Genomic DNA, 18060 nt, shown 5'->3' with positions numbered 1-18060 from the left:
TTGCTGGTTGGGTTTTATTATTTTTATAAAGTAGAGACACACATGACCCAACCAGGCGTTTCAGCGCAACCACTTAGCAATACACTCGTTACTATTATTGCTTTGTGTTGCGGTCTTATTGTTGCCAATATTTACTACGCTCAACCTATTATTGAGTTGCTTGCCCCAGAAGTTGGATTAAGTGCGCACAGTGCTAGCCTTATCGTATCGCTTACACAAATAGGCTACGCTTTGGGGTTGTTTTTTTTAGTGCCATTAGCTGACTTAATTGAAAATAAGCGTTTAATGCTTATTACTTTAGCTGTGTCGTTTTTGAGTTTAGTGGGTACGGCACTTGCTGACTCACCTAATGTAATGCTTATTTTATGTTTAATGATAGGTATGAGCTCGGTTTCTGTTCAGGTGCTTATTCCGCTTGCTGCGCATTTATCGTCTGACGAGAAGCGCGGACAGGTTCTTGGCAATATTATGGCGGGTCTCTTGCTAGGTATTTTGCTGGCAAGACCTATATCGAGCTTAATAGCCGATCACTTTGGTTGGCGCGCTGTATTTTACTTTGCAGCAGGGTGTATGGTGTTTATTGCAGGCGTAATTTATTTTGCTATTCCAAGCAGGCAACCTACCCATAAAACAACGTATTTTAAGTTATTAAAATCGCTTAAACAGTTAATGATAAGCCAACCAGTGCTGCGCCAACGTTCACTTTTTCAAGCATTAATGTTTGCATCGTTCAGTTTATTTTGGACAAGCGTACCGGTTGTGCTTGCCCGTGAGTATGGTTTATCGCAATCAGAAATAGCATTGTTTGCATTAGTGGGTGCGGCAGGTGCTGTAGCAGCCCCTATTGTTGGTCGCTTGGCAGATAAGGGCTATACACATCAGGTATCGTTACTGGCCAAAGTAATTGCAGCAGTGTGCTTTTTACCAAGCTTATTTGAGCTACCTTACGGCATTATAGTATTGGCATTAACCGGTGTGTTTATTGATTTTGCTGTGCAGGCCAATATGGTATTGGGTCAACGTGCAGTGTATGCACTAGAGCCACAAAGCCGTGCGCGTTTAAACGCTATTTACATGACGAGTATATTTGTAGGTGGCGCAGTAGGCTCGCTTATTGCCAGCCCATTATATGAAGCGGGCGGGTGGACAGGTATTGCACTGGTTGCAACGGGCATGCCGCTTATTTCGTTGATTGGCTATTTGGTTACAACTAAAAAGCAAAGTAAGGCTGTGAGTTAAAAAATTACTGGATACAACACAATAAAGTCACCATGTTGCGTGGTGACTTTATTTAACTTGTTAAGGTTAGTTTAGTAGTTAATTAAGTAGCCTGTTTTTTTGCGTTTGAAAAAGAGCTACCAACAGATGCAATAATAACAAGTAAAATAGCGAGCCACTGCCATAAAGTAAGTAACTCACCCAGTATAATAAACCCTGCGAGCGAAGCTATTGCAGGCTCTAAGCTCATCATTACGCTAAACCCTTGTGAAGGCATGTTACGCAGTGCAACCATTTCAAGTGTGTAAGGCAGTGCACTTGATAAAATAGCAATACCAATACCCAGTGGGATAATTTCCCACGTAAACGCGGCGCTTTGCATAATGCCGCCGTAAGGTACTAGCACTATAGCGGCAACGGTCATACCCAATGCGACAGTGGCTCCACCAGAGCTTTGTGTGCCCGTTTTTTTACCAAATAATATATAACCTGCCCAACATGCACCAGCACCAAGCGCAAGCGCTACACCCAATGGATCAAGGGTGTCTTGGCCGCTCATATCAGGAAGCAGAAGCAAAATACCGGCAATAGCACACGCAACCCAAAATAAATCACGTTTACGGCGCGATGAAAATAAGGCAACAGCAAGCGGGCCTGTAAATTCAAGCGCTACACCTATGCCTAGTGGAATGCGTTCAATGGCGTAATAAAACAAAATGTTCATGCCGCCTAAACTTAAACCATACACAATTATAGGAATACGATTACCAGAAGTAGGTAAGTGTTTCCAAGGTTTAAACACTAAGCAAAGTATAAAGGCAGAAAAACCAAGCCTAAGGGCAGTTGTACCTTCAGGACCAACAATAGGAAAAAGCTGCTTTGCAAATGACGCGCCTGTTTGAATGGTCATCATTGCAAGCAGTACACACACTATAGCCAGTAAATAACTTTTTGAAGATGCTTGCATTTTTATCCTTGAGTTGAGTAACTCTATCAATTAGTTAAATTGTAATGCAGGGAGTATAAAAGCTAAACCCGCCCGATATTAATGGCGGCATAGTATCTTTTTTTAAATTTATAGGTAAGTGTTTGCGACCAAAAATAGCGCAATTAAAAGTATATTAAATAGGGCAGGTAAATAAAGTAAGAGGTAGGGTTAGCAAACAGGCGTTTGCTAACTTTAATCAGTTGGTTAAAATGCCTTAGTGGGCACTTTTATTAACTAAGCCGTCAAGCGAGTAAAGGCCTCGTTTTTCATTATTTTTGCGTTTAATTTCTTCAAGTGCACGCGATTCTACAGCGTCAAATAAAGCATTAATTAAGCGGTTAAAATGTTTGTGCATTGCACTGCGCGCTGCATTTGCATCATGCGACTTTAGAGCTGTATAAATAGCGGTGTGTTCGTCCATAACGCACTCGTTATTGTTTTTACACACACTGCCATAGTCAGCAACAATTTGTGGGTTTGTTAAACGTAAATCCCACAAGTTAGACACTGCAAATTCAAGTGCTTTATTGCGTGTTGCTCTAGCTATAATTTCGTGGAACTCACGGTCGGCTTGCTCAACATAAAGGCCTTTTTCCATGGCAATTAATGTTTTATTTAGTTGCTCTAGTTCTTCTTCTGTAATGCTTTGAGCAGCTAAAGCGGCAATTTCGCCTTCAATTAATGCGCGAGCTTGAGTAAGTTCAAATGCACTGATCTCTTTTGATTTTATAGATGCATTTTTTTGTTCTACTACGTAAACACCAGAGCCGGTTTTAACTTCAACTCGGCCACGTACTTCTAATGCGATAATAGCTTCTCTAATGGTAGGGCGACTTACATCAAACATTTCTGCAAGTTCACGTTCAGGTGGTAAACGACTCCCAGCAGAAAATTCGCCTTGATTTATTAAAGACTCAATTTTATCAACTATGCGCCAAAATAAGCGACGATTACCCATACTTTACCTTCATTACCTTAAGGAATAATGGCCTCTGGGGCCTAAAAGTCAAAACCAACTGTTAATACCAGAGGTTACCTCAAAATTCACTATTATGTCAAAATTCTAACGCGATGTTATGGTTAAAAACCACTATACACCAATGGTTGCATTCTTGTATTACCAATTTAGTTTAAAATAATGCAATTGGCTAGCTTGATTGGTAATGTTTTTATGTGTTAGGTTAGTTTTAAGGTTATTGAATAATAAATATTGGTAATAAACCGAGTTGGGTTGTCAGTGTTAAGTTTGTTATAGAAGTATTTGATTGCCCATGGATGGGGATCGCTATTTTTAAAGTGTTTTGTAAAATGTGTCGTTGTACGAGAGCTATTTAAGCTTTCTTCTGGGCGTTAACTGTCGTTGGTTAACGCCCATATTTTATTTAATTAGTCGTTAGGGTACACAACCCCAAGCTGTTTGCGCGCTTCATCAAGAACGCTCATTACGTTACTGGCTAAAATGTGCGTATTAACAGGTGACTCAAGGATATTTTGCTTCACTAATGACATAAAATGCTCAACTTCGTATTTCATAAAGTGCTCATCAAACGGCTGGGATATAACCTCTACATCACCATTATTAGCAATAAATTCCACCTTTTTAAGTTGCGATACGGCTTCTATACGTATGCGCCCAAGCTCGCCTTGTATTTCGGTTATGTTGTCGCCTTGCGATATTTTGGAGTAACTAATAACGGCTTGTTTATCAGCGTAGTTTAGTAATACATCCCCCGCACCATCTACACCAGTATCAAGCAATACGCCACTGGCATTTACGCTTTGCGGCGCTCCCCAAAGTGCAATTAATAAATACAGTGGGTAAATCCCTAAATCAACCAAAGCACCGTTAGCAAACTCGGGTAAAAATGTATTTGGGCGTTCGCCATTTTTATACTTATCGTAACGCGATGAATATTGACTGTACTGGCCAATATATTTACGTGGAGTGCCAATTTTTACCATTGCCTGTTGCAGCCGTGCAAAGTTAGGCAAGTGAGTGGTCATCATGGCTTCCATGTAAAGGCGCTGATGCTTTTTTGCTGTAGCTATAATGCTTGCAAGCTCTTTAGAATTAGCAGCTGATGGTTTTTCGCCAAGGACATGTTTACCTGCTTCTAGGCACATAGCGGCATATTGCTTATGTAAGCTGTTAGGGGCGGCTATGTAGACAGCATCAACATTTTGATCTTGGCATACTTGCTCGATTGAGGTGAAAATTTTTGCTTGTGCATTTTGTGGGTGTTTGGCTAAAAATGCTTCGCCGCTTGATACTGCGCGCGAGCACACCCCATATAAATTAAAATCGTTTAACGTATTTGCAGCGGCTAACAGTGTGTCGCTAATAAAATTGGTGCCAACAATAACAAAGTTCATGCTCACTCCTTAGCTTAAATAAAAATAATAAGAGTGTTTAGTTTAACATTTTTTTAGTCCTATATGCTCGAGGAGAACATCCAAACCAGCGTTTAACATTAACACTTAGTGTTGCTTGCTCCTGATACCCTAAAAGCTCAGATATGGTTGATATTGTAAATTGGTTTTGCGCTAAATAGTGTGCAGCTAAAGCGCGACGAGTGGCATCTTTAAGTTTTACAAAGCTCGTATTATGTTTGATAAGTTCTCGATGCAGAGTACGCGGGTGCATACCCAGCGCAGCTGAAATAGTTTGGTTACTACATTGATAAATAGGAAGCATAGGCCTAATTAGTGCACTAACTTGGTTGGGTAATGGTTGTGTGTGTTCTTTGTTTTTTGCCAAGAAGCTTAGCGCCGCTTGTACTTTATTTAGTTCAGGGTGATCAAGCTCAAGAGTTAAATCACTTTTTGAGATTACAATACCAGCGCTGTTGCGATGCTCTATAACGTTACAACCAAAGTAAGTGTTATAGGCACGATTATTAGTACTTAATTTTTTTGGCAAAAATATATTAATTGGTTTGCAGCGGTTATTACTCAGCTTTTTAATAACAGCCAATGCTAAACCAATGGTTAGCTCAATCACTTGGTTGATGTTCGGTAATGGTTTTAAATTAATTTCGAATGATAAAAACAAGCTTTTATCATTCTCTAAAGGGTGGGAGTTTAAGCTAAGTGCAGGGCTGTGCAAGTGAAGGTATTTAATAACCCAATTAAGTGCATCACCTAAATTAGTACTACTTTTAGCTGCTATTGCAATATGCCCTAAAATATCAAAATTTTGTCTACTTGCGAGCTTAAGGCCAAAACTAGAACAATTGAACTTACAAGCACAGTATTCTAATAGCTCAGCGTAATCTCGATAAGGTAAATATTGGTTATCGAGATTTTTAAAGTCAACGTTATTAACATTACAGTTTTGCATTATTTCATGCGGATCGCCGCCAAATTCGCTAATTAGGGTATCTATACCTTGTAATGACGTGGCTCTGATTAGTCTGCTCATGGTTAACCTCAAATAAACTATGTCTAAAAATATCAAGTTTTGTTGAATTTTTCTATGCACTATTACTGTTAAGGCCGTTTAAAACTTTTATTAAGGTACACCATGAACAATACAACATTTGATTACATTGTGATTGGCGCAGGTAGTGGTGGGTGCGTTATGGCATCGCGATTGTCTGAGGATAAAAATGTAAGTGTGTGCTTAATTGAAGCTGGCGGTAGTGATAACACTGTATTTGTGCAAATGCCAGCAGGCATAGCAGCGAGTGTGCCTTATGGCATAAATAGCTGGCATTACAATACGGTGCCACAAAAAGAGCTTAATAACCGGTGTGGTTTTGTGCCGCGTGGCAAAGTACTGGGTGGGTCAAGCTCGACTAATGCAATGGTTTACATAAGAGGTAATAAGTACGATTACGACCAATGGGCTGCTAATGGCAATACGGGATGGGATTTTGAGAGTTTACTCCCGTACTTTATTAAAGCTGAGAACAATAAAGCGTTTACAAATAATGAGCTGCATGGGACAAAGGGTCTGCTACATGTACAAGAGCTAAATAACCCAAGCGATGTAAACCAGTATTTTTTAAATGCCTGTGCTGAGCAGGGCGTTAATTTAAGCGACGATATAAATGGCAAAGAGCAAAGCGGCGCACGTCTATCGCAGGTAACTCAGCACAATGGCGAGCGTTGTAGTGCAGCAAAAGCATATTTAACACCGCATTTAAACCGCCCCAATTTAACGGTATTAACCCATAGCCACGTTAATAAAATAAATATAACCAATAAGATAGCGCAAGGCGTGCAAATAGAGCGTAATAAAGAGGTTATTAATTTACGTGCTAAAAAAGAGGTAATACTTAGTGCTGGCGCTATTAATTCGCCTCAAATATTAATGCTTTCAGGTATTGGCCCAAAAGAGCATTTAAGTGCACATAACATTAAGGTTCAGCACGTACTTGAAGGTGTTGGCGCTAATTTACAGGATCACTTAACAGTAGTGCCACTTTATAAATCAAAAACAAATAAAGGCACATTTGGTATAAGCCCGCTAGGCATTGCCAGCATTATAAAAGGCTGTGTTAACTGGTTTAGTAAACGAGAAGGGCGATTAACCAGTAACTTTGCAGAGTCGCATGCGTTTATTAAATTATTTGAAGGCTCGCCAGCGCCCGATGTGCAGCTAGAATTTGTAATTGGGCTGGTGGACGATCATAGTCGTAAATTACACACTGGGCATGGTTACAGTATACACAGCAGTATTATGCGCCCCAAAAGCCGAGGTACTATTACATTAGCCGATAACAACCCGCGTAGTGCACCGCTTATTGACCCTAATTACTTAAGCCATCCAGATGATTTAACTGTAATGCTTGCAGGCCTTAAAAAAACACTCACTATTATGCAAAGCAAAGCTTTTGATAACATACGCGGTAAAATGGTCTACCCGCTTGATATAAATAATGATGATCAGCTAATTGAGTTTATACGCCAAACTGCAGATACCGAATATCACCCAGTAGGGACATGTAAAATGGGGCAAGACTCAATGGCAGTGGTGGATACTAATTTGCGAGTGCACGGGGTAAGTAACTTACGCGTAGTCGATGCGTCGATTATGCCTACTATTATTACCGGCAACACAAATGCGCCGGTAATTGCGATTGCTGAAAAAGCGGCTGATTTAATTAAACACGAAAAGGTGTAATTAAATAAACTGTAGTATGGCTATTAATTAGCTATAAAACTCATTTAGCCATTGTTGCCAATCGCTTTCAAGGTGCAGCATTTGCTGATGCTTTTTAGCGTTTAGATGCTTGGTTTCGTCCTCGCTTGCCATATAAGGTCCAACGCGGCAAAGGGGGCAATGGTTAGATGTTAAGTATGCAGGTTTGGTAAGACGTGAGCTTAATTCGCTAGTATGTGTATCAATACTTTTTGGGCTGAAAACGTAAGTTATGCCGCTGGTGTCTTTTACATGTTTGTCGCGGTCAACATTACGAATTTTATAACCTTCAAAATGGCTAATATCAAATGGGATTTGGCCTAAATAATCAGCGTTTAAACCGTTATTTAAACTCCCTTCTATATTCCATTCTCGATAAGGTTTTACATCTTTTGAAGTGATGTAGCACAGCATTGGGCCATTTTTATCAAGCGCGTATTCGTTAGCGTATTTAATAAATTGATGCAGCAAAGCGCGGTTTAATACGTTCATACTGGTTTGGCGCGTGTTGTTTTCAAATGCTTCACGGCCAACAAACGCAGGTATAAGCGGAAACTGAAAAATAACCACGTCAAAGCTGTGCTGGTTTTCACTTAGAGTTTGCCAACACGCGGGATTTGTTACATCAAAACTATTAAGTACCTCAACGTTATGCGCTTTTAGGTTACCAAGTGCATTGTGCTGATACTTTTGCTCAATAGTCGTTTGGTCATCGTAAGTGGATGCAACCAAAGCTTTTGGCGATAGATGAGTGTAAATAGCGTTCGAAAACGATAAATCGCCATCGCCTACGGTGAGTATTCGCCATTGAGGATTTAAATACATATTTTATTTAGCGTTTATGTTTGTAGCAGTATTATTTATATCGCTATTTGTTTGTGAGTCTTTTGCTAGTAAACGATGAAACGCAAGTCTGGTTTTTAACCCTTCAATTGCGATTTGTTTAATAATAAGATTAAAGGTAATTAAAATGGCAAAGGCAATATGAATAGGGCCGTGAGTAAATCCTGCATCTGTATCGTAGAGTGTTAAACCGAATAGTAAAAATAAGACGACTAAGAAAATTTCGAGTAATTGACTTGAATAAAAGCTTAAACGACCTTCGCTTTTATGATCTTTTTTAATGCGTATAGCACAAAAAAATGGGATCACTTTGATTTTAAATGCAGCGTTTTTTTCTACGTAGTTTTCGCCAAGTTCGTCGAGTTGTTGGCGTAGTTGGTCAATCATGGTGTGTCCTCAAATAGCAGTGCGCGGATATTACCTTATTACCACGCAATATTTAAGTTTACAGCTGCTATTTAACCTGAACTCTGGTTAATAGATTTGCTAACGCATTGAATTATGGTGATATTTAATTTTATTTTCTCTAGCCAGAGATTTTCTGTGAGAACAAGGCGAATTTACGCGTCAATAGCGGGCCTATTGCAAGTAAATTCAACGCAGTTAGCGCTGAAAATAGCTGCTTGAGATAGATTTATTATCCAGAGCTCAGGTTACTTAGGGTAAATACTCATACCAATAGTAAGGATATGACAAACAAACACAACAGAGGTAAGTACTACACGCATTTTTTGATAATCTTTATGATAGGTTTGCCATTGCGGCGTGGCTTTTTCAAATATAAGTACTAACCAAAAACTAGCACCTAGCCAAGCCAGTGCCCACTCTACAGGTAAAAATGATAAAAATGGAACTGGGATAACAGGTAATACCGCTTTAATTGCATTGCTATAGCTTTGCTCTCCGGCGCGCCACAAGCTACCTGCCATAAATGCTAAAATGGCGATACTGTAAAAAGTAAAAAACTCTAAGTTAAGGCTATTACTGCCAAACATAAGCGGCCAACCCACACACCCTAAAAACGGGATTAAGCCTAAGTAACCTAGTTGTATGTGGTTAAAAAATTTTTCCATTACGGCGTGCCTTATATTTAATGACTTATTTGAAGCGCGGCTATTGTAGCAGTATTGCGATTAGCGATCTTAATAATTCGCCAGCGTTTACAATCCAAATAATGCTTACGATAAAAAAGATTATATAGTTTAATCCAAAAAACCGATTGTTTTAATCTAAACAATCAATTTTATTTAATTATCCATTAGCCTTATTGTATTAACCAAGCCAACGCAGAAGGTCGTTTTAAACGAGAGCGTTGATTACTTTTTAAATACATTAAATATAGATGAGGAAATACCATGAGCACTTCATTAATCAATACTAAATTACAACCATTCAATGCAACCGCTTACCACAACGGTGACTTTGTAGAATTGTCTGAAAAAGATGTTCTAGGTAAATGGTCAATCTTCTTCTTTTACCCAGCAGACTTTACATTTGTATGTCCTACTGAACTTGGTGATGTTGCAGATTATTACGCACAACTTCAAGAAATGGGCGTAGAAGTTTACTCAGTATCTACTGACACTCACTTCACTCACAAAGCATGGCACGATACGTCAGACACAATTGGTAAAATTACTTACCCAATGATTGGCGACCCAACAGGACGTATTACTCGTAGCTTTGGCGTAATGATTGAAGAAGAAGGCTTAGCACTTCGCGGAACATTTGTAATGAACCCAGAAGGCGAAATTAAAATTATCGAAACTCACGATTTAGGTATTGGTCGAAGCGCTAAAGAACTTGTTCGTAAAGTACAAGCTGCACAATACATTGCAACTCACGACGGTGAAGTTTGTCCTGCATCTTGGCAGCCAGGTGAAGACACACTTGCACCTTCACTAGATTTAGTTGGTAAAATCTAAGTATCAGATTTATTCCTACTATAAGGGCAGGTAACTGCCCTTAAATCAACGAACATCCGTTTGTTGGTGCCTCCTATATATCAATATACTTGTTTAAGCACATGCATTATTTGGCATGGGAGGCTTGCTGTTTAAATTTTCCTAAAAGGGTTAAGCCATGTTAGATAACAACATAAAAAATCAATTAAAAAGCCATTTTGAATCGCTTACTCAACCTGTTGAGCTGCTTATTGCCTTGGATGACAGCAAAAAATCAGCAGAAGTAGAAAGCTTAGCGAACGATTTAGCCTCACTGAGCGATAAATTTACGGTAATAAGCAATCCTGATACAAGCGCGCGTCGCCCGTCAATGGTTGTACATTCACCTATTAAAAACACTCATATTACGTTTGCAGGCGTACCTATGGGCCACGAATTCACAAGTTTAGTGTTAGCTCTTTTACATACTGGCGGACACGCAAGTAAAGCTAAAAGCGAAGACATTGAACAAATACAATCGCTTACTCAAGAACTTAACTTTGAAGTATATATAAGTTTAAGTTGCCAAACGTGCCCGCAAGTAGTCCAAGCACTTAATACTATGGCAGCGACAAACAGCAATATTAAAGCGACCATGATTGATGGCGCATTATTTCAAGATGAAGTAGAAGAGCGAAATATTTTAGCTGTACCGGCTGTATATTTAAATGGCGAACCATTTAGCCAAGGTGCACTAAGCCTTACCGACATACTCAATAAAGTAGATAGCAAAGGGGCACAGCGCCAAGCTGAATCGCTAAGTAAAAAAGATAAATTTGATGTACTTGTAATTGGTGGCGGGCCTGCGGGCGCATCGGCTGCGATTTACTCAGCACGAAAAGGGTTAAATACAGGTATTGTTGCCGACAGATTTGGTGGACAAGTTGCAGATACATTAGCAATAGAAAACTTTATTTCGATTAAGGCGACTGAAGGGCCAAAATTGGTTGCCCAGCTTGAAGAACACGTTAAAGAATACGATGTAGATGTAATGCATAATCAGCGGGCAGCGGCACTTGGTTATAACAATGGCTACGAAATTACACTTGAAAATGGCGCAGTACTTAAAGCTAAGTCGCTCGTACTTGCCACTGGTGCACGCTGGCGCGAAATGAACGTACCAGGGGAGCAAGAATATCGCGGCCATGGTGTGGCATATTGCCCACATTGTGATGGCCCTTTATTTAAAGGTAAACCTGTTGCCGTAATTGGCGGTGGTAATTCAGGTATAGAAGCAGCAATCGATTTAGCTAATATTGTGCAAAGTGTTACGGTACTTGAATTTGCAGACACACTACGTGCTGATGAAGTGCTTATTCGTAAAGCTAAAAGCATGGCTAATATTACCATTATCAAAAGTGCACAAACTACCGAAGTACTTGGTGATGGTAAAAAAGTAACTGGCTTAATGTACACAGATAGAGTGTCGGGAGAGAGCAAAGAGCTTGAACTTGCCGGTATATTTGTACAAATAGGCTTAATACCAAATACCGAATGGTTAAAAGACAGCGACCTTGAATTAAGCAAATTTGGTGAAATACTGATTGATGCTAAAGGCGCAACTTCACTACCAGGAATTTACGGCGCGGGGGATGCAACCAATACTCCGTTTAAACAAATTATTATTGCAATGGGCAGCGGTGCAACAGCAAGTTTAGGTGCATTTGATTATTTAATTCGTCACTCTGAAGAAGCTGATCAAAGCGCTGCTTAATGTAATTAGTAAAAACTCTCTTGATATAACAGCAAGGCTACACCCATAGCTGTTTGTTAACCCAAGCCGCCCTTCTCCAAAGGCGGCTTTTTTAATGCTTAAGAATTAGCACACGATTTAATCGCACCCACCACCAGAATCACCGCCGCTACAATTTGTGTGAGAGTGCGATGAGTTACTGCTAGAGGAAACTGATGAGTCACTGCCAGTATAAGCGGATGATCCACGTGATGACTTAGCACTGATAAATGTAACTAACAGCAATACGCCTGATACGATAACTATTGTTATTGATGAGCTCCATTGCCCAGTGGAAACGCCTTTAAATACTGCAACAATAAGTACTGTTAGTAATATAGTTCTAATTATGTTTTTAATTTTATATCCTTATTTAACCAATCAGTTAGCTATAAAGGTTAGCTAACTTTAGCTGTATGCTCAAGCGCGTTAATAACCGCTTTTTCAAGTATGGGTAGTTTAAACGGTTTTGATATAAACATATCCATACCGGCTTGTTTGCAGGCAAGTTTGTCTTGTGATGAAGTATTAGCAGTTATAGCCACTATGTAGGTTTCTTCATGCGAGCAGATGTTTTCTGATCTAAGCTGCTTTGTTGCCTCAAATCCATCGAGTATGGGCATTATGCAGTCCATAAAAATAAGGTCATAATGCTTTTGGCGACATTTTAATACAGCATCTTGGCCATCAACTGCAGAGTCGGCTTTTATATTAAGCTTGCCTAAAGAAGCATGAAGTACCAACCTATTAATGTCGTTATCATCGACTACAAGCACTGATAGTTCACTGCCGTTGATATCTAACGTTGATTTAAGGCTTTCTTGTTTTTGTTCTGTCCCTTTTTCAATAGGAATATTTACTAAAAACGTAGTGCCTTTATTAGGTGTACTTTTTACCTTTATTTTTCCGCCCATATATTCAACTAGCTCTTTTACTATTGCAAGGCCAAGGCCTGTTCCACCTTTTGAATTCTTAGCATCTACTTCCTGAGAAAAAGGAGAAAATAGTGATTCTAAAAAGTTTTTACTCATTCCTCGGCCTGTATCAGACACTTCAATATTTAAACTTAGCTTATTTTTTATTTTAGAAAGGCTGGTGTTTAATGTAACTGAACCATTTTCAGTAAATTTAAGTGCATTACTCAGTAAATTAGAAGCAATCTGGCTAAGGCGTGTGTTGTCGCTAAACGCCCAGCAGTTGTCATCAATTGTATTATTTACTTGTAGCGTTACATGCGTGTTTTTAAATAGAGGTGTATACAAAGAAGTTAAATCGGTAAAAATTGTTTTTAGTAAAAAGTCAGTAGGTTCAAGCTTTAGCTCACCATGATTAATTTTAGAAAAATCGAGCACTTCGTTAATAATACTAAGTAAAATATCGGCGCTTCTAAGTCCTATTTTAATTTTTTCAGCGCGAACTTCTTCACTGTGTTCATCAACTAATGTGGTTAGCATACCTGTAATGCCATTCAGTGGGGTTCTTAATTCGTGGCTGATTTTGGCAAATAGCATGCTTCTGTCTTCAAGTAGGCGCTCTGCTTGAGCTTGCTTTTGTTTAAGCTCTTCTCGGAGCATTACTGACTCGGTTACATCTTGGCAGGTGCCAAATAATCGGACACATCGGCCTTCATCAAATTCGGCCTCACCAAAGGTAGCCACCCATAAGTGTTTATTTTTAGCGGTTACTACTTCTAGTTCTAAATTCCATTTTTTGCCTTTTTCTATGGCTAATTCTACCGCGCGAGTAATGCCTTCACGACTTGGGCCTTCTTTATAAAACTCGATTGCAGAATTCATTTGCGGTTGAAATTGTTCATCCACTTCATGTATGAGATATGTTTGCTCGCTCCAGGTAATTCTATCGGAGACTAGATCAACCTCCCACGTACCTATATTTGCAACGTGTTCTAACTTTAATAAAGTATTACTATTTTTTATGAGTTGTTCTTTAGCTTGGGTGCGAGCAAATTCCGATCCAAGCCATTGTGCAAATAACTCAATATAATCATAGGCTGCATCATTAAAAGCTGGAGAGCTGTTTATGGATGAAAAGTTAACGGTACCAAATATTTTTTCACCAATTTTTATTGGCGCGCCAATATAAGACTCTAACTGAAAGTTTATATAACAGGGGTGGTTTGCAATTGCGCTTTGAGATGCTTTATGAAAGGCAAGTGCAGAGCCTGCAGCGAGCGTATGTACGCAATAGGTGCCTTGTAATTCAAACACGGTACCGGGTAAAAGTGAGTTGTCAGGGGTTTTGGCATATAAAACGGTGTAGCTGTTTTCATCTACTTTACTAATAATACCTAGCTCAAGGTCAAATACTTCTAACCCAAACACTAAGAGCTTATTAATTTTATTTTCAAAATCAAGAGATTGATTAGAAACTATATCGTGAAAACATCGTAAAAAATTCAAAAGAAAACACCCCGTAAGCTTTTGTTCAATTTATATAATACATAGGCCAATAAGGGCATTGGTATTAGTTTAAAATCCAGTTTAGCAGTTTTAATTACTAATAACTAAAATTGATACGTATTAAATTTTATAACCTTATGTTTTTATGAACTAAGTTAGTGGTTTATTAATAGTAGTAGGGCCTGTTGACCTTTCAGGATTAAAAATTGTCCCTAGGCAGAACCCAAAGGGCAACGCATGTTTGGCATTTATGCTGCGTTATCGCCTATTTATGGGGAATAACCACACTAAATAGGCTCTGCCTTGCCTAAAGACCAAACAGTCTGCTGTAAATTTAACCTCGAAAGATAAACAGGCCCTTGTATATAGCGCAACATGCCGCCGAGCATATAATACTCAGCGGTATACTTTTAATACGTTGAATTTGGGGTATATTGCGGGTTGATATCGCCGCCTACTTCCTCTGGGTCAACATCGTTAATAAGCAGTGTTTCACGTACCGCTTCAATGTGATCAAGTACGCTTTGGTAGCGCTCGCCATATTCATACTTTGTCACTTCAATCGCTTTAGGCATGTAAGTAAAAGCTATTTTTAGGGCGTGGAGTGCTTCTTCGTTTATTTTTTCGCTCATAATATTCTCTTATGTGTAGGCTATAGTTAGTAAAATAACACCAAATACGATTCGGTAAAGACCAAAACTAACAAAAGTGAAATTTTCTAGAAAGCGTATGAATAGTTTAATAGTAAAATAAGCAACTATAAAAGACGTTAAAAAACCCACAGCAAGGGCAGTTAGGTCATCTAAGCTAAACAGTTGGTAATGTTTAAGTAAGTCGTACCCTGAGGCTGCTGCAAGTACAGGTAAACCAAGTAAAAATGAAAATTCAGCGCTGGCTTTTCGGTTTAAACCACACAACATGGCACCAACAATAGAACTTCCAGCACGACTAGTCCCTGGAATTAACGCAAATACTTGTGCTACGCCAATCCAAAGAGCTTGTTTATAAGTAACTTGGGTTACATCGGTAGTTGTGCAGTGAGTCTCTTTATAACTGCGCTCTAATAGTAAAAAAATCACACCGCCTACAATAAACATAACACCTACGACTGGTACGCTAAACAGTGTTTTTATTACATCACTAAATATAAAACCAATAATACCCAAAGGAATAAATGCAATGGCAACTTTCACCCATAAATTGAAATGTTTAGGGCTAAACTTGTCTTTATAGTTGGCTAGTACCGCTAAAATGGCGGCAAGCTGGATAATTACTTCGAAGGCGAGGTTAGCATTTGTTGATTCAATGCCTAACCACTTTGACGCTACAATTAAGTGCCCAGTTGATGATATGGGTAAAAATTCTGTTATACCTTCAATAATACCTAAAATAATCGCGTTAATTATATCCACGGTTTACTGCTTCCTGAAAAATTAAAAAGCCCGAACTCGGCTTAACTGAAATGACGCATTATTGCGTACCTAAATTGCGAGGCGTAGCATAAAAGCTCTAAAGGCAAACCAACAGTGTTTTTAGACTTAATTTGTTTAATAAATTGCATTAAGCATTAAATGCACAATATAATGGCAATTGTTATCATTTGCATGTGCTGTTTTGTATATGTTTGGGCAAATTTACTGAGCGAATAATGAATAATAAAAAAACGTTTACAGCTACACGGCGAAGGCACTTAATTGCGTGTGTATTAGCGCTAATTACAGCGGTAATAATGATTCCGGGTATGACAACCTATTTACCGTTTCAAATGAATGAACAAATATTACTGCCTATTTTACTCTTTCCTATTATTTGGACTGCGTTGTTTATTTATGCGTATTTGGCGCAAAAAGCATGGCAACCTTTTGTAGTAATGATTGCATTGTGTGTATTACATGGTTTATTGAGTTTTTGGGCGTTAACGCAGGGGCAGGGATGAAGTCGATTACTTTAAAAAAGCTATTTTTATTACATAGCTGGGTAGGAATTATTACTGCGGTACTGCTATTTATTGTTGCATTTAGTGGGGCGTTAGCAGTTCTGTCGCGACCTGAGTTAAAAATATGGGCTAACCCAGAACTGCAATCTAGCCAACACGTTGCCAGCGCGCAAATTAATCGACTAGTAAACGAATACCATAAAAAAGTACCTAGTGAATTTGGCGAAAACATTCATGTGTTTTTACCAAGTGGGCATAACTTTCATTTATTAACGTTGGTATTTGAATCCCACCATGGCGATGAAAATTACGACCAAGAGGTGGCCAGAGTATTTCAATTTCATCCCGATACGTTGACGCTGGAAAATACTTACTATGGGCCTAGTAAAGAGTTTTACGCCAATAAAAAAACAGATGCGCCAACTTATATAGGTGAATTTCATGCAGATTTGCATTTAGGGCGACCAATTGGGTTAATACTCACTGGGTTTTTAGGTTTAACGCTTTTAGTAAGTGCAGTGACAGGCTTGTTTATTCATCGCAAATTGATAAAAGAGCTCTTTACGTTTAGGCGAGATAAAGGGTTAGATATTGCAGTAAGCGATGCTCATAAGGTTATAGGTATTTGGGGCAGCGTATTTAATATTGTGATTGGTTTTACAGGATCATTTTTAGGGCTCGCAACCATTATTTTACTACCAGCAGCTGCGTTTGTGAGCTTTGGTGGCGATCAAGATAAGTTAATAGAAACGTTTACCGCTATTCCTGAGCCTGTAGTTAGCCACATTAAGCAACCTACAAAAATAGACACTATTTTAGAGCATGCTCATAGTCGTTACCCTGAAGCAATAATTAGGGATGTCACAATAATGGCGCATAACGATGCGAATGCGCAGGTATATTTGCGTTTGTTGGGTGGCGAGGCTGTTGCTTCTCAGTTACTGCATTATCAGGGCAATGGTGAGTTTGTGCAGTCGATGAGTAGTTTTGGTAATATTTCAGGTGTTTCGATAAAAGTAATTGAGTTGATGTTTCCGCTGCACTTTGGGAACTTTGCAGGAGTGTTTGTAAAATTACTTTGGGTATTACTTGGCTTAAGTACTGCGCTTTTACCTATTTCGGGCATGATGATGTGGCTAGCAAAGCGCACACGTGGCAGTAGCCCTTCACTGAGTATGCAGGCATATGCTCGCTGGAATCGTTTTATTATTGGCAGCTGTGGAGGTTTGGTATTAGCAAGCTTTGTACTGTTTCCTCTGCAAGTTGTACTTAATTATAGCGTTGTTGGTGTGGCGCAAAATAGCTTTTTTGGACCCGTGTTCTTTTATACGTGGTTGGCATGGGTATTCTTAAGTGTATTACCCATAGGTTATAAAAACTACTTTAAGCTGACTCTTTTACTATGCGGCGCTTCGCTTGCTTTGGTGCTGCCACTTAATATTTTACTTGGCGTTAGCAATGTTATTAACCTTAATAGCTCGCTTGTCGCGGTAGTAGATATAAGCTTTATGGTGGTGGGTATCGTGTGTATGTTTGTTGCCTTAAAAATAAAAAACACACAAAAATTACAAATTGAGGTACAACCCGCATGAACGAGCTACTAATTACAATTGCGATGGTGAGTTTACTACTAATGATGCTCAATATACGAAAAAACACACTTACATTAGCGACTAAAACATTTTTAAGTGCACTGCTATTTGGTTTAGCGCTGATATGTTTTATGAGTGTTTACGGTATTTTAGGCGGTGCAATATGCACCGTTGTGGGAGCTATGTTAGCTGGTTTACTAACCGCAGTTATTGCGGGTAAAGCACCGCAATTATTAGGTTAA

General features: G+C 39.0%; 17 protein-coding genes. 7 read left to right on the top strand and 10 right to left on the bottom strand.

Features of this window, described 5'->3' with window-relative positions; all coding sequences use genetic code 11:
* The first annotated feature begins 42 nt into the window (after nucleotides 1-42).
* The gene (locus tag I6E70_RS07420; RefSeq protein WP_024608862.1) at nucleotides 43-1239 is read left to right on the top strand and encodes an MFS transporter; all 1197 of its coding nucleotides are present in this window, start codon (nucleotides 43-45) and stop codon (nucleotides 1237-1239) included.
* Between the two features lie 82 nt (nucleotides 1240-1321).
* Here I6E70_RS07420 and I6E70_RS07415 read toward each other — a convergent pair whose 3' ends face one another.
* The 4 genes from I6E70_RS07415 to I6E70_RS07400 form a co-directional block, all read right to left on the bottom strand.
* On the bottom strand, nucleotides 1322-2185 hold the full coding sequence (locus I6E70_RS07415; RefSeq protein ID WP_197188400.1) for an EamA family transporter: 864 nt from the start codon (nucleotides 2183-2185) through the stop codon (nucleotides 1322-1324).
* A gap of 235 nt (nucleotides 2186-2420) precedes the next feature.
* Entirely contained in the window at nucleotides 2421-3164 is a 744-nt protein-coding gene (locus I6E70_RS07410; RefSeq protein WP_197188399.1) for a FadR/GntR family transcriptional regulator, read from the bottom strand.
* 428 nt (nucleotides 3165-3592) lie between these two features.
* Complete coding sequence (locus tag I6E70_RS07405) at nucleotides 3593-4579, bottom strand: Gfo/Idh/MocA family protein (RefSeq protein WP_197188398.1); 987 nt, start codon at nucleotides 4577-4579, stop codon at nucleotides 3593-3595.
* Between the two features lie 37 nt (nucleotides 4580-4616).
* Nucleotides 4617-5627: an AraC family transcriptional regulator gene (locus tag I6E70_RS07400; protein ID WP_197188397.1), complete on the bottom strand. Its 1011-nt coding sequence runs from the start codon at nucleotides 5625-5627 to the stop codon at nucleotides 4617-4619.
* Between the two features lie 102 nt (nucleotides 5628-5729).
* Here I6E70_RS07400 and I6E70_RS07395 point away from each other — a divergent pair, with 102 nt between their 5' ends.
* Complete coding sequence (locus I6E70_RS07395) at nucleotides 5730-7334, top strand: GMC family oxidoreductase (protein ID WP_197188396.1); 1605 nt, start codon at nucleotides 5730-5732, stop codon at nucleotides 7332-7334.
* Nucleotides 7335-7361: 27 nt separating this feature from the next.
* Here the strand turns inward: I6E70_RS07395 and I6E70_RS07390 are convergent, their stop codons facing one another.
* From I6E70_RS07390 to I6E70_RS07380, 3 genes are all read right to left on the bottom strand, one after another.
* Nucleotides 7362-8177, bottom strand: coding sequence for a class I SAM-dependent methyltransferase (locus I6E70_RS07390; RefSeq protein ID WP_121955528.1), 816 nt, complete (start codon nucleotides 8175-8177; stop codon nucleotides 7362-7364).
* Between the two features lie 3 nt (nucleotides 8178-8180).
* Entirely contained in the window at nucleotides 8181-8582 is a 402-nt protein-coding gene (locus I6E70_RS07385) for a hypothetical protein (RefSeq protein ID WP_002960599.1), read from the bottom strand.
* 266 nt (nucleotides 8583-8848) lie between these two features.
* Complete coding sequence (locus tag I6E70_RS07380) at nucleotides 8849-9268, bottom strand: DUF3429 domain-containing protein (protein WP_165725021.1); 420 nt, start codon at nucleotides 9266-9268, stop codon at nucleotides 8849-8851.
* 282 nt (nucleotides 9269-9550) lie between these two features.
* On the opposite strand from I6E70_RS07380, the gene ahpC reads away from it, so the two are divergent.
* Both ahpC and ahpF read left to right on the top strand, forming a co-directional pair.
* Nucleotides 9551-10120 carry an alkyl hydroperoxide reductase subunit C gene (gene ahpC / locus I6E70_RS07375; protein ID WP_007581822.1) on the top strand — a complete coding sequence of 190 codons (570 nt, stop codon included), beginning with the start codon at nucleotides 9551-9553 and terminating at the stop codon, nucleotides 10118-10120.
* 157 nt (nucleotides 10121-10277) lie between these two features.
* Entirely contained in the window at nucleotides 10278-11852 is a 1575-nt protein-coding gene (gene ahpF, locus I6E70_RS07370; protein WP_197188395.1) for an alkyl hydroperoxide reductase subunit F, read from the top strand.
* Between the two features lie 416 nt (nucleotides 11853-12268).
* Here the strand turns inward: ahpF and I6E70_RS07365 are convergent, their stop codons facing one another.
* From I6E70_RS07365 to I6E70_RS07355, 3 genes are all read right to left on the bottom strand, one after another.
* Nucleotides 12269-14290, bottom strand: a complete 2022-nt coding sequence (locus I6E70_RS07365; RefSeq protein WP_197188394.1) for a GAF domain-containing hybrid sensor histidine kinase/response regulator — start codon at nucleotides 14288-14290, stop codon at nucleotides 12269-12271.
* A 410-nt stretch (nucleotides 14291-14700) separates the two neighbouring features.
* Complete coding sequence (locus I6E70_RS07360; protein ID WP_007581825.1) at nucleotides 14701-14922, bottom strand: hypothetical protein; 222 nt, start codon at nucleotides 14920-14922, stop codon at nucleotides 14701-14703.
* A 9-nt stretch (nucleotides 14923-14931) separates the two neighbouring features.
* Complete coding sequence (locus I6E70_RS07355) at nucleotides 14932-15702, bottom strand: undecaprenyl-diphosphate phosphatase (RefSeq protein ID WP_197188393.1); 771 nt, start codon at nucleotides 15700-15702, stop codon at nucleotides 14932-14934.
* Between the two features lie 236 nt (nucleotides 15703-15938).
* Here I6E70_RS07355 and I6E70_RS07350 point away from each other — a divergent pair, with 236 nt between their 5' ends.
* Genes I6E70_RS07350 through I6E70_RS07340 form a run of 3 tightly spaced genes read left to right on the top strand, consistent with a single transcriptional unit; the run spans nucleotide 15939 to nucleotide 18060 of the window.
* Nucleotides 15939-16226 (top strand): hypothetical protein, encoded by a 288-nt coding sequence (locus I6E70_RS07350; RefSeq protein WP_197188392.1) that lies wholly within the window; start codon nucleotides 15939-15941, stop codon nucleotides 16224-16226.
* Nucleotides 16223-17818 carry a PepSY-associated TM helix domain-containing protein gene (locus I6E70_RS07345; RefSeq protein ID WP_197188391.1) on the top strand — a complete coding sequence of 532 codons (1596 nt, stop codon included), beginning with the start codon at nucleotides 16223-16225 and terminating at the stop codon, nucleotides 17816-17818. The genes I6E70_RS07350 and I6E70_RS07345 overlap by 4 nt, the downstream gene beginning before the upstream one ends.
* Nucleotides 17815-18060 carry a hypothetical protein gene (locus I6E70_RS07340; protein WP_197113724.1) on the top strand — a complete coding sequence of 82 codons (246 nt, stop codon included), beginning with the start codon at nucleotides 17815-17817 and terminating at the stop codon, nucleotides 18058-18060. The genes I6E70_RS07345 and I6E70_RS07340 overlap by 4 nt, the downstream gene beginning before the upstream one ends.

It is taken from the genome of Pseudoalteromonas sp. NGC95 (assembly GCF_015864705.1).
In the GTDB taxonomy this organism is placed as follows: domain Bacteria; phylum Pseudomonadota; class Gammaproteobacteria; order Enterobacterales; family Alteromonadaceae; genus Pseudoalteromonas; species Pseudoalteromonas arctica.
The sequence above is the reverse complement of the archived record's forward strand: the minus strand, read 5'-3'. Positions and strand labels throughout refer to the sequence as shown.